The organism is Acinetobacter sp. ANC5681 (assembly GCF_023488045.1).
Classification (GTDB): domain Bacteria; phylum Pseudomonadota; class Gammaproteobacteria; order Pseudomonadales; family Moraxellaceae; genus Acinetobacter.
Window position 1 is genome coordinate 1 of the sequence record NZ_JAMFKZ010000044.1, and the last position, 13,227, is coordinate 13,227.

Annotated in this window: 10 protein-coding genes and 1 tRNA gene; 10 read left to right on the forward strand and 1 reads right to left on the reverse strand. The window is 42.7% G+C overall.

The genetic code is table 11. The annotated features are described in order from the left end of the window. The 10 genes from M5121_RS14700 to rpoC all read left to right on the forward strand — a co-directional run. A partial coding sequence (locus M5121_RS14700; RefSeq protein WP_079264520.1) for an EF-Tu C-terminal domain-related protein occupies nt 1–83 on the forward strand: 83 nt, incomplete at its 5' end. A 54-nt stretch (nt 84–137) separates the two neighbouring features. Further along, nucleotides 138–213 (forward strand) — tRNA-Trp (locus tag M5121_RS14705). A 76-nt stretch (nt 214–289) separates the two neighbouring features. After that, nucleotides 290–730, forward strand: a complete 441-nt coding sequence (gene secE, locus M5121_RS14710) for a preprotein translocase subunit SecE (RefSeq protein WP_005163063.1) — start codon at nt 290–292, stop codon at nt 728–730. A gap of 7 nt (nt 731–737) precedes the next feature. Further along, complete coding sequence (gene nusG / locus M5121_RS14715) at nt 738–1,271, forward strand: transcription termination/antitermination protein NusG (protein ID WP_004659359.1); 534 nt, start codon at nt 738–740, stop codon at nt 1,269–1,271. Between the two features lie 112 nt (nt 1,272–1,383). Further along, nucleotides 1,384–1,812 (forward strand): 50S ribosomal protein L11, encoded by a 429-nt coding sequence (gene rplK / locus M5121_RS14720; RefSeq protein WP_004637639.1) that lies wholly within the window; start codon nt 1,384–1,386, stop codon nt 1,810–1,812. A 3-nt stretch (nt 1,813–1,815) separates the two neighbouring features. Then, nucleotides 1,816–2,511 carry a 50S ribosomal protein L1 gene (rplA, locus tag M5121_RS14725; RefSeq protein ID WP_005163060.1) on the forward strand — a complete coding sequence of 232 codons (696 nt, stop codon included), beginning with the start codon at nt 1,816–1,818 and terminating at the stop codon, nt 2,509–2,511. Between the two features lie 288 nt (nt 2,512–2,799). Further along, nucleotides 2,800–3,306, forward strand: a complete 507-nt coding sequence (rplJ, locus tag M5121_RS14730) for a 50S ribosomal protein L10 (protein ID WP_005163057.1) — start codon at nt 2,800–2,802, stop codon at nt 3,304–3,306. A 42-nt stretch (nt 3,307–3,348) separates the two neighbouring features. Beyond that, a complete protein-coding gene (rplL, locus tag M5121_RS14735) occupies nt 3,349–3,717 on the forward strand; it encodes a 50S ribosomal protein L7/L12 (RefSeq protein WP_004656287.1) in 369 nt (122 codons plus the stop codon). 311 nt (nt 3,718–4,028) lie between these two features. Continuing rightward, complete coding sequence (gene rpoB, locus M5121_RS14740) at nt 4,029–8,117, forward strand: DNA-directed RNA polymerase subunit beta (RefSeq protein ID WP_249571592.1); 4,089 nt, start codon at nt 4,029–4,031, stop codon at nt 8,115–8,117. Between the two features lie 141 nt (nt 8,118–8,258). Further along, complete coding sequence (rpoC, locus tag M5121_RS14745) at nt 8,259–12,452, forward strand: DNA-directed RNA polymerase subunit beta' (protein ID WP_249571593.1); 4,194 nt, start codon at nt 8,259–8,261, stop codon at nt 12,450–12,452. 103 nt (nt 12,453–12,555) lie between these two features. On the opposite strand, the gene M5121_RS14750 is transcribed toward rpoC, so the two are convergent. Further along, complete coding sequence (locus M5121_RS14750; protein ID WP_349628962.1) at nt 12,556–13,152, reverse strand: alpha/beta hydrolase; 597 nt, start codon at nt 13,150–13,152, stop codon at nt 12,556–12,558. Between the last annotated feature and the right edge of the window lie 75 nt (nt 13,153–13,227).

The following is a 13,227-nucleotide window of genomic DNA, read 5'->3' on the forward strand; positions in this document are numbered from 1 at the left end:
CAATGGACCCAGGTCTACGTTTTGCGATCCGTGAAGGTGGTCGTACTGTAGGCGCTGGTGTTGTTGCTAAAGTAACTGCATAAGCCTAATATTATATTACATTCAAATCGAAAGCTTCGGCTTTCGATTTGCTTCATAGGCTAGTAGTTCAATTGGTAGAGCGTCGGTCTCCAAAACCGAATGTTGGGGGTTCGAGTCCCTCCTGGCCTGCCACTTTTTTTAAATAAAAAAGCTTAATTCTGGCTAAGTTGTCATATAATAATTCGCGAATTCTACGACGAGTAAAAAAATGTCGAATGATAAATCGCGTGACGCATTAAGCGACGCGCCAATCCCTCAAAGAAATAATGCTGCAGAAGTTATAAATGCAAATTCTCCACTTGATATTGTCTTGTGGTTAATTGCAATTGTTTTGTTAGTTGGTTCAGCATTGGTAAATCAACATTTACCAGCCTATTGGGCACCTGCAAATGATATTTGGGTGCGCGTTGGGGTAATTTTGGCTTGTGTCGTCGTCGCTTTAGGTTTATTATACGCCACCCATCAAGGCAAAGGCTTTGTGCGTTTGTTGCAAGATGCGCGAATTGAACTGCGTCGAGTGACTTGGCCAACAAAACAAGAGACGATCACGACATCGTGGCAGGTGCTTTTGGTTGTGGTTGTTGCATCATTGGTTTTATGGTGTTTCGATTACGGGTTAGGTTGGTTTATTAGGTTAATTATCGGGTAAGAGTGCGATGAAACGTTGGTATATTATTCATGCCTATTCTGGTTTTGAAAAACAAGTGATGCGTTCACTTAATGACCGAATCCAGCGCAGCACTGTTGCTGATAGTTTTGGTGAAGTCCTTGTTCCTACTGAAGAAGTAGTAGAAATGAAGGATGGTAAGAAGCGCAAGTCTGAGCGTAAATTCTTTCCTGGCTATGTATTAGTTGAAATGGAAATGAATGATGATACTTGGCACATCGTTAAAGAGTGTCCAAAGGTTCTAGGTTTTATTGGTGGTACACCAGAAAAACCAGCACCAATTTCTCAACGTGAAGCTGATGCAATTCTTGCGCGTGTACGTAATACAGGTGAAGCACCTCGTCCTAAGACAATGTTTGAGCCTGGTGAAGAATTACTCGTGGTTGATGGTCCGTTCACTGACTTTAAAGGGGTCGTGGAGGAAGTACAATACGAAAAGTCACGTTTAACGTTGACGATCAATGTATTTAATCGACCAACGCAAGTTGAACTCGAGTTTCGACAAGTCGAAAAAACGATTTAATTTGAGTTGGTTGGTAAGCGCCCGATTTGATCGGGCATTGTTGTTCTAACACTTCGGTGTTGTTTAATTTTTTGGGGAGCCTGACGGCGTTTGTACCCAGAGGTAATTTTCAATGGCTAAGAAGATTGACGGCTATATCAAGCTGCAAGTTCCAGCTGGTAAAGCAAATCCATCTCCACCAATTGGTCCTGCTTTAGGTCAACGTGGTGTAAACATCATGGCATTCTGTAAAGAATTCAATGCTGCTACACAAAAACTTGAAGTTGGCTTGCCAATTCCTGTAGTGATCACTGTGTACAACGATAAGTCGTTCACATTCATCATGAAAACTCCACCTGCATCTATTCTTCTTAAGAAAGCTGCTGGTATTCAAAAGGGTTCTTCTGTACCTAACAAAACTAAAGTTGGTAAGTTGACTCGTGCTCAATTAGAAGAAATTGCGACGACTAAAGAACCAGATTTAACTGGTGCTGATTTAGACGCTCGTGTGCGTACCATTGCTGGTTCTGCACGTTCTATGGGCTTGGAAGTGGAGCTATAAGACATGGCAAAGTTAACTAAACGTCAAAAAGCCATTGCTGCTGCTGTAGAAGCAAACAAAGTTTATACTTTGGAAGAGGCGGTACAAGTTCTTAACAGCCTTCCAGCTGCGAAGTTCAAAGAATCATTAGACATCTCTGTAAACCTTGGTGTTGATCCACGTAAATCTGATCAGGTTGTTCGTGGTGCGACGACTTTACCTGCAGGTACAGGTAAAACTGTACGTGTAGCAGTATTTGCTCAAGGTGCTGCTGCTGAAGCTGCAAAAGAAGCTGGTGCAGATGTTGTTGGATTTGATGACCTTGCTGAAAGCATTCAAGGTGGAAATCTTGATTTCGACGTGGTTATTGCTGCTCCTGATGCAATGCGCGTTGTTGGTAAGTTGGGTACAATTCTTGGTCCACGTGGCTTAATGCCAAACCCTAAAGTGGGTACAGTAACGCCTGACGTTGCGAACGCGGTTAAGAATGCCAAATCTGGTCAGGCACGTTACCGTGTAGACAAAGCGGGTATCATCCACGCTGCAATCGGTCAACTTGGCTTTAGCGAAGAAGCTGTACGTCAAAACGTTGAGACTTTAATTGCAGATTTAAAACGTTTAAAACCTGCAACTTCTAAAGGTGTATACGTTAAGAAGATCACTTTAAGCTCTACTATGGGCCCAGGTCTTACTGTTGACGTAAACAACGTTTCTAAGTAATTAGACAGAATTTTAAAGCCCTGAGTAAAAATCAAAGTGCTGCTTTGATTTTTACGCAAGAAACGCGCTGTCGTATTTTGCGAACTTAGGCAAACTTTGAATTGGTAAATGAATATTTATCAGCGTCAAAGACCTCAGGCGAGAAGTGTTTTCGGACACTTTTCTTAAAAATCCAGTCTGAGTAGACGTGGTGGTGTGATTTGTTCCTCCTCCACGTGTAAGTCGAAAGGCTTGCGAATTGGGAGTGTGCCTGTATAGGTGCATAAATCACCGTTAGGAGGTTTTACAATGGCTCTTCTTATCGAAGGCAAAAAACAGATCGTTGCAGAAGTAAGCGAAGTTGCTTCTAAAGCGTTTTCTGTTGTTGTGGCTAACTATCAAGGTTCAAGCGTAGAGCAGTTGACACAACTTCGTGTTGAAGCTCGTAAGTTGGGTGTTACAACGCGTATCGTACGTAACACTTTGGCTAAGCGCGCATTAGAAGGTACTCAATTCGATATCTTAAATGACAACCTTGTTGGCCCAACCATTCTCGGTTTCTCAACTTCTGAAGATGACATGGGTGCAGCTGCACGCTTGTTCGAAGAATTTGCGAAAACTAACAAAGCATTTGAACTTAAAGCTGCTGCATTTGACGGTAAGGTTTATCAAGGTGCTGACGTTAGCGTAATTGCAAACCTTCCGAACCAAGAAAAAGCGCTTACTATGCTCGCGTCTGTTCTTCAAGCTCCTATTTCGAAATTGGGTCGCCTTATTACAGCGCTCAAAGAGAAAAACGAGTCAGAAGCGGCTTAATCCTATTTTCACACCATTCAATATCCATTTGGAGTTATTCTCATGGCTTTAACAAACGAAGAAATCTTAAACGCAGTTGCTGAAAAAACTGTTCTTGAACTTGTTGAATTAATCTCTGCTTTCGAAGAGAAATTTAACGTATCGGCTGCTGCTGTTGCTGTTGCTGCTGCTCCAGGCGCTGCTGCTGCTGCTGAAGAACAAACTGAATTCAACGTTGAGTTGACTTCTTTCGGCGCGAACAAAGTTGCTGTAATTAAAGCAGTTCGTGAAGCAACTGGTCTTGGTCTTAAAGAAGCGAAAGATCTTGTTGAAGGCGCTCCTGCTGTTCTTAAAGAAGGCGTTTCTAAAGAAGAAGGCGAAGAACTTAAGAAGAAGCTTGAAGAAGCTGGTGCTACAGTTACACTTAAGTAATGCTGTAGGGAGTCGATTATTTTTGATAATCGGCTCCAAAAAATGGCTGATGGCTCTTGGGTCATCAGCCTTTTTGCGTTACAATAATCGGCTCGTTTTTTGATAGTTTTACGTTTATTGTGCGTATTATTTAAACAAAATTCATGAAATCAAACGCTTACCAATATTTTTTTGCTTATAAAAATATTGTTAAGCGTTTTAATACCACTAAAAATTGCAGCATTTGTAAACAGTGGTGGCCATATCGGCCTGCGTAATTCCTTCTAGACCCGTTCTGCAGGCGGGTTTAGTTTACTTTCCGAGGACTCCAGATGGCATACTCATATACCGAAAAGAAACGGATCCGTAAGAATTTTGGTAAATTGCCCCACGTAATGGAAGCACCGTACTTACTGTCGATTCAGGTCGATTCGTACCGTACATTCTTACAAGGCGGTAAAACTCCAAAAAATCGCGAAGATATCGGTCTCCAAGCCGCATTTCGTTCAGTTTTTCCTATTGAAAGTTATTCTGGCAATGCTGCTTTAGAATTTGTTGAGTATAGTCTTGGTAAGCCTGAGTTTGACGTGCGTGAATGTATTTTACGTGGTTCAACTTATGCAGCACCAATGCGCGTAAAAATTCGTTTGATCATTAAAGATCGTGAAACGAAATCAATTAAAGACGTTCGTGAACAAGAAGTTTACATGGGTGAAATGCCACTCATGACCGATAACGGTACTTTCGTTATCAATGGTACTGAGCGTGTCATCGTATCTCAATTACACCGTTCACCAGGTGTATTCTTTGATCATGATAAGGGTAAAACTCACTCAAGTGGTAAAGTGTTGTATTCAGCACGTATTATCCCTTACCGTGGTTCATGGTTAGATTTTGAATTTGATGCTAAAGATTTAGTATTCGTACGTATTGACCGTCGTCGTAAGCTGCTTGCAACGGTGATTCTGCGTGCCTTGAATTATAGCAATGAACAAATCTTGAATTTGTTCTATGAAAAAGTACCTGTATATCTTGATATGGGTAGCTATCAGATTGATCTTGTTCCAGATCGCTTACGTGGTGAAATGGCACAATTCGATATCTTAGACAATGATGGTAAAGCGATCGTTGAACAAGGTAAACGTATTAATGCACGTCACGTACGTCAAATGGAAGCTGCGAACTTAGCCAAGCTTTCTGTACCTGATGAATATTTATATGAGCGTATTACAGCTGAAGATATCACACTGAAAAGTGGTGATGTGATTCCTGCGAATACCGTACTTAGCCATGACATCATGGTGAAGATCGCTGAAGGTGGTGTTAAACAGTTTAACATCCTGTTCACGAACGACATCGATCGTGGTCCTTTCGTTGCAGATACATTGCGTGCGGATACAACAACAGGTCGTGAAGAAGCACTTGTTGAAATCTATAAAGTAATGCGTCCAGGCGAACCGCCAACGAAAGAAGCTGCTGAAAACTTATTCAACAACTTATTCTTCTCTTCTGAGCGTTATGACCTTTCTCCAGTGGGTCGTATGAAGTTCAACCGTCGTTTGGGTCGTCCTTACGAAGTGGGTACTGACCAGAAGTCACGTGAAGTTGAAGGGATTCTGTCACACGACGATATTATTGATGTATTACGTACATTAGTAGAAATTCGTAACGGTAAAGGTGAAGTCGACGATATCGATCACTTAGGTAACCGTCGTGTACGTTCTGTTGGTGAAATGACAGAAAACCAATTCCGTGTTGGTTTAGTTCGTGTTGAACGTGCTGTTAAAGAGCGTTTAAGCCAAGCAGAAACAGATAACTTGTCTCCACAAGATTTGATCAACGCAAAACCTGTTGCTGCTGCAATCAAAGAATTCTTTGGTTCAAGCCAATTGTCTCAGTTCATGGACCAAAACAATCCATTGTCTGAGATTACACATAAACGTCGTGTATCTGCGCTTGGTCCTGGTGGTTTGACACGTGAACGCGCGGGCTTCGAAGTACGTGACGTACATCAAACTCACTACGGTCGTGTTTGTCCAATTGAAACGCCTGAAGGTCCAAACATTGGTTTGATCAACTCGCTTTCTGTCTATGCAAAAGCGAATGACTTCGGTTTCTTGGAAACACCATACCGTAAAGTTGTAGATGGTCGTGTAACTGATGAAGTTGAATATTTATCTGCAATTGAAGAAGTAGGGACTGTCATTGCACAGGCTGACTCCGCTGTTGATAAAGATGGCAACCTGACTGAAGAAATGGTTTCTGTCCGTCATCAAGGTGAATTCGTACGTATGTCGCCTGAGCGTGTCACACATATGGACGTTTCTGCACAGCAGGTTGTTTCAGTTGCGGCATCATTGATTCCATTCCTTGAACACGATGACGCGAACCGTGCCTTGATGGGTTCGAACATGCAACGTCAAGCTGTTCCTACATTGCGTGCTGACAAGCCGCTTGTTGGTACAGGTATGGAAGCAAACGTAGCACGTGATTCAGGTGTGTGTGTGATCGCAAACCGCGGTGGTGCGATTGAATATGTTGATGCGTCTCGTATCGTGATTCGTGTCAACGAAGATGAAATGATCGCGGGTGAAGCAGGTGTAGACATCTATAACCTGATCAAATACACACGTTCAAACCAAAATACATGTATCAACCAAAACGTTATCGTAAACTTGGGTGACAAAGTTGCTCGTGGTGACATCTTGGCTGACGGTCCATCGACTGACATGGGTGAACTTGCGCTGGGTCAAAACATGCGCGTCGCGTTCATGACATGGAACGGTTATAACTACGAAGACTCGATCTTACTTTCTGAACGTGTTCTTCAAGAAGACCGTTTAACGTCAATTCACATTCAAGAATTGTCATGTGTCGCACGTGATACTAAGTTAGGTGCAGAAGAAATTACTGCTGATATTCCTAACGTTGGTGAAGCTGCGCTGTCTAAATTGGATGAGTCAGGTATTGTTTATATCGGTGCTGAAGTGACTGCAGGTGACATCCTTGTTGGTAAGGTAACACCTAAAGGTGAAACTCAGTTAACACCTGAAGAAAAATTACTTCGCGCAATCTTTGGTGAAAAAGCGGCTGACGTAAAAGACTCGTCTTTACGTGTTCCGTCTGGTACCAAAGGTACAGTGATTGACGTTCAAGTCTTCACACGTGATGGTTTAGAAAAAGATGAACGTGCTCAAGCAATTGAGAAAGCTCAGCTTGACGCATACCGTAAAGACTTGAAAGAAGAATACAAAATCTTCGAAGAAGCAGCACGTGAACGTATTGTTCGTTTGTTGAAAGGTCAAGAATCTAACGGTGGTGGTTCAACTAAACGCGGTGATAAACTTTCTGAAGACGTATTGTCTGGTTTAGAGCTTGTTGATTTACTTGAAATCCAGCCAAATGATGAAGCAATTGCTGAGCGTTTAACTCAAATTCAAGTGTTCTTGAAAGAGAAGAGTTACGAGATTGACGAGAAGTTTGCTGAGAAGAAGCGTAAACTGTCTACAGGTGATGAATTAACAACTGGCGTATTGAAAGTTGTTAAGGTTTACCTTGCAGTTAAACGTCGTATCCAGCCTGGTGATAAGATGGCGGGTCGTCACGGTAACAAGGGTGTTGTATCAAACATCTTACCAGTTGAAGACATGCCACATGATGCGAATGGTGTACCAGTCGACATCGTATTGAACCCATTAGGTGTACCGTCACGTATGAACGTGGGTCAGATTCTTGAGACTCACTTGGGTATGGCGGCGAAAGGTCTTGGCGATAAGATCGAAAAAATGTTGAAAGAACAACGTACAGTGATTGAACTGCGTGAATTCTTAGACAAGATTTATAACAAGGTTGGTGGTGAGCAAGAAGAGCTTGATAGCTTGACTGACGCAGAAATCTTGGCGCTTTCAGGTAACTTGCGTGCTGGTGTTCCATTAGCAACTCCAGTATTTGATGGTGCTGAAGAAAGTCAGATCAAAGACTTACTTGAATTGGCAGACATTTCTCGTACAGGTCAAACAGTATTGTTTGATGGTCGTACAGGTGAACAGTTTGACCGTCCTGTAACTGTAGGTTACATGTACATGCTCAAATTGAACCACTTGGTTGATGACAAGATGCATGCGCGTTCAACAGGTTCTTACTCACTTGTGACTCAACAGCCGCTTGGTGGTAAAGCACAATTCGGTGGTCAGCGTTTCGGTGAGATGGAAGTATGGGCACTTGAAGCATACGGTGCTGCATATACGCTCCAAGAAATGCTTACAGTGAAGTCGGATGACGTCGAAGGTCGTACACGCATCTATAAGAATATTGTAGATGGAAACCATTATATGGATCCGGGTATGCCTGAATCGTTCAACGTATTGACCAAAGAGATCCGTTCTTTAGGTATCAACATTGAACTGAAAAATGGTGACTAAATCCCCCTCGATCCCCCTTTATTAAAGGGGGAAGTTCTCCTCTTTGTTAAAGAGGGGTTAGGGGAGATTCCAAATTTCAGTAAAAACAATATTTGTGACCCAGTCGGAAGAGCGTAGCTCCCCGACACACGGAGAAAAAAATTGAAAGACTTGCTCGATATCATGCGTAAGAAAACGGATTCAGAAGGTCATGCACCTGTTGAATTTGACCGTATCCGTATTGGTCTTGCGTCACCAGAGATGATTAAGTCATGGTCTCACGGTGAAGTTAAAAAGCCTGAAACCATTAACTACCGTACTTTTAAACCTGAACGTGACGGTTTGTTCTGTGCCAAAATCTTTGGTCCAGTAAAAGATTATGAATGCTTGTGTGGTAAATACAAGCGTATGAAATACAAAGGCGTCATTTGTGAAAAATGTGGCGTTGAAGTAACAACTGCAAAAGTTCGTCGTGAGCGTATGGGTCACATTGACCTTGCTTCTCCAGTTGCACACATCTGGTTCTTGAAATCATTACCGAGCCGTATCGGTTTACTGCTTGATATGACATTACGTGATATCGAACGTGTATTGTATTTCGAATCTTATGTTGTTACTGATCCTGGTATGACTCCGTTTGAAAAGTATCAACTTTTAACAGACGAAGAATACTACAATGCACTTGAAGAACACGGTGATGAATTCACTGCGAAAATGGGTGCAGAAGCAGTTCAGGATTTATTAAAAGATATCGATCTTGAAGCTGAGATTGCGCGTTTACGTGAAGAAATTCCACAAACAACGTCTGAGACGAAACTTAAAAAAGCGTCTAAGCGTTTGAAATTGATGGAAGCATTCAAAGATTCAAACAATAAGCCTGAATGGATGGTGATGAACGTACTTCCTGTACTTCCACCAGACTTACGTCCGCTTGTACCACTTGAAGGTGGTCGTTTCGCGACTTCAGACTTGAACGATTTATATCGTCGTGTGATCAACCGTAACAACCGTTTGAAGCGTCTTCTTGACCTTGCTGCGCCAGACATCATCGTACGTAACGAAAAACGTATGTTACAAGAGTCTGTTGATGCGTTGCTTGATAACGGTCGTCGTGGTCGTGCAATTACAGGTTCGAACAAACGTCCATTGAAATCTTTGGCAGATATGATCAAAGGTAAACAAGGTCGTTTCCGTCAAAACTTACTTGGTAAGCGTGTTGACTATTCTGGTCGTTCGGTCATTACCGTAGGTCCTACTTTACGTCTTCACCAATGCGGTCTTCCGAAGAAGATGGCACTTGAATTATTTAAGCCATTTATTTTCGCGAAACTACAAGCATCTGGCCAAGCAACAACCATTAAAGCTGCGAAGAAAATGGTTGAGCGCGAAACGCCAGAAGTTTGGGACGTTCTAGCTTCTGTAATTCGTCAACATCCAGTCATGTTGAACCGTGCGCCAACACTTCACCGTCTAGGTCTTCAAGCATTTGAACCTATTCTGATCGAAGGTAAGGCAATTCGTCTTCACCCACTCGTATGTGCTGCGTTTAACGCCGACTTCGATGGTGACCAAATGGCGGTACACGTTCCATTGACATTGGAAGCACAGTTAGAAGCACGTGCGTTGATGATGTCGACCAACAACATCTTGTCACCTGCAAATGGTGAGCCGATCATCGTTCCTTCTCAGGACGTTGTCTTGGGTCTTTACTACATCACACGTGATGCGGTAAATGCCAAAGGTGAAGGCATGGTGTTTGCCGATACTCACGAAGTTAACCGTGCATTAGCAACGGGTAAAGTTGCGATCCATGCACGTGTAAAAGTACGTGTACATCAAACTGTAATTGATGAAAACGGTCAGCGTGAAAAGCAAACCATTATTGTTGATACAACACCTGGTCGTTGCTTGTTATGGGAAGTCGTTCCACAAGGTTTAAGCTTCGATATGATCAACCTTGAGATGACTAAGAAAAACATCTCTAAGTTAATCAACTCTTGCTACCGCAAACTTGGTTTGAAAGATACTGTTATCTTCGCTGACCAATTGATGTATTTGGGCTTCCGTCAAGCGACGCGTTCAGGTGTATCTGTTGGTATGGAAGACATGTTGATTCCACCAACCAAGCATACGATTATCGATAAAGCTGAAACCGAAGTTCGTGAAATCGAACAACAGTTTGAGCAAGGTTTCGTAACTGCAGGTGAGCGTTATAACAAAGTTGTCGATATTTGGGCGCGTACAAACGACCAAGTTGCGAAAGCGATGATGGATAACTTGTCTTATACCCTTGTTAAAAACAAACAAGGTGAAGACGAGAAACAGAAATCATTCAACTCGATTTATATGATGTCTGACTCGGGTGCCCGTGGTAGTGCGGCGCAGATCCGTCAGCTTGCTGGTATGCGTGGTTTGATGGCGAAGCCGGATGGCTCGATCATTGAGACCCCAATTAAAGCAAACTTCCGTGAAGGTTTGACAGTACTTCAGTACTTCATCTCAACACATGGTGCACGTAAAGGTTTGGCGGATACCGCATTGAAAACTGCGAACTCGGGTTACTTGACACGTCGTCTTGTAGACGTAGCACAAGATTTGGTTATTACTGAATCTGACTGTGGTACAGCGGGTGGCCTAGTGATGACACCATTCATTCAAGGTGGTGACGTTATTGAACCATTACGCGATCGCGTATTAGGTCGTGTAACTGCTGAAGATGTACGTCGTGCATCTGATGATGAAGTTGTACTTCCACGTGGTACGTTAATTGACGAGAAAATTGCTGCTCAGCTTGAAGAAGCGGGTGTCGATGAAGTGAAAGTACGTTCAGTTATCGCTTGTGAATCTACCTTCGGTGTATGTGCGCGTTGTTATGGTCGTGACCTTGCACGTGGTCACTTGGTGAACCCAGGTGAATCAGTCGGTGTAATGGCTGCACAATCAATTGGTGAGCCGGGTACACAGTTAACGATGCGTACCTTCCACGTGGGTGGTGCTGCAAGCCGAACGTCTGCTGCAAACAGTGTTCAAGTCCGTAACAAAGGTACTGTGCGTTTCCACAATGTGAAAACTGTACAACATGCCAAAGGTCACTTAGTGTCAGTTTCACGTTCAGGTGAAATCGGTATTGCAGATGACTTAGGTCGTGAGCGTGAACGTTATAAACTTCCTTACGGTGCAAGCATCTTGTTGAAAGATGGTGAAGCTGTAGAAGCGGGCGGTATCGTGGCGACTTGGGATCCACATACACATCCACTTGTTACCGAAGTTGCTGGTAAAGCGCGTTTCAGCCAGATCGCTGATGGCGTAACTGCAACATCGAAAACTGATGATGCAACGGGTATGACCACTGTTGAAATTTTGCCTGTAACAGCTCGTCCTGCTTCTGGTAAAGATTTACGTCCTGCAATTGTGTTGGATACAACAGATGGTGGCGAACAATTCTACTTCTTACCACAAAATACGATTGTAACCGTTCGTGATGGCGCAACGATTGGTGTGGGTGATGTACTTGGTCGTGTACCACAAGAAACTTCACGTACCCGTGATATTACCGGTGGTCTTCCACGCGTAGCTGACTTATTTGAAGCACGTAAACCGAAAGAACACGCGATTCTTGCAGAAGTATCAGGTGTGGTAAGCTTTGGTAAAGAGACTAAAGGTAAGAACCGTTTAGTGATTAGCCCTGATGATGGTTCTGAGATCTACGAAGAATTGATTCCAAAATGGCGTACCATTAACGTGTTCGAAGGTGAGCATGTGAACCGTGGCGAAACCATTTCTGATGGTCCACAAAACCCACATGACATCTTGCGTTTGAAAGGTGAAGTAGCATTAACTAACTACATCGTGAACGAAGTTCAAGACGTTTACCGTCTCCAAGGTGTAAAAATCAACGATAAGCACATCGAAGTTGTTGTACGTCAAATGTTGCGTAAAGTTGATATCACTGATGGCGGTGATACAAGTTTCATCAAAGGCGAGCAAGTGGATTACATCCGCGTTGTTCAAGAGAACCAAGCTGTCTTGGCTCAGAACAAGTTCCCAGCGAAGTTTGAACGTCAATTGATGGGTATTACTAAAGCGTCGCTTTCTACTGACTCATTCATTTCTGCTGCATCGTTCCAGGAAACAACTCGTGTGTTAACTGAAGCGGCTGTAACAGGTAAAGAAGATGATTTACGTGGTTTGAAAGAAAACGTTGTTGTGGGTCGCTTGATCCCAGCGGGTACAGGTCTTGCGTATCACTTAGAGCGTCGTCGTCAAGAGGCCGAAGCTGCTGAATTTGAACTTCATAATGATTTCAGTGAAGTTGACCAAGCATTTAGTCAAGCGTTGAACTCAGACCAGTTCTAAGTCTTAACGAATTAAAAAAGGCACCTTTGGGTGCCTTTTTTATGTTTGAAAATAGCAAAATGATTGTATTTAGAAAACTAAACTAAGTTTTCATAGATATAAATTAGTGTGATTGTATAAATTGATTCACTTGTTGGGTATATGCATTATCTTCTCCCAAAGATCTATTTATTTCACGATGTGAAAGTGGGAGTGATAATAATTGTGCGTATGTCCCGAGTTTTTGTGCTTGCTGAATAAATTGTTGAGCCTGTATACAGGGTTGATCAGGGCGAGTGGTTGAGCAAACAGCAAGAAATGCAGGTAAACTTTGATGTAGTTGTAAGATCGGAGATAGAGCTTTCCAGTTTTCAGGTTGTTGGCCAAAGGCTCGATCATAAAATCGAGCGTGCCGATTTTGCATTATTTTTTCGATATCGTAAGCAGCACTATCTAAGGCAATGGTTGCTCGCCAAGGTTGCGGTTGTGGAGTTAACCACGAGGGCCGTACTGTAACTAAGCTGACTAAATGTGCACCAGCAGAATGCCCTACCAAAATAAGCCGTTTTGAGTTTGCATGCCAATCATTTGCATGTTTTTGAATATAGAGTAAAGCATTTGATATATCTTGAGTCTGTTGCTGTACGGTTGCATTTGGAACTAATCGGTAATTAACGGAGATCAAAAGCCACCCACGTTTACCCCAATAATCGACTTTGATGTGTGCTTAAAAAACAGGAGGGTTTAACTTGGTAAACTATACATACTCATTAGGAGTTTACCATGAGCAAGAAAC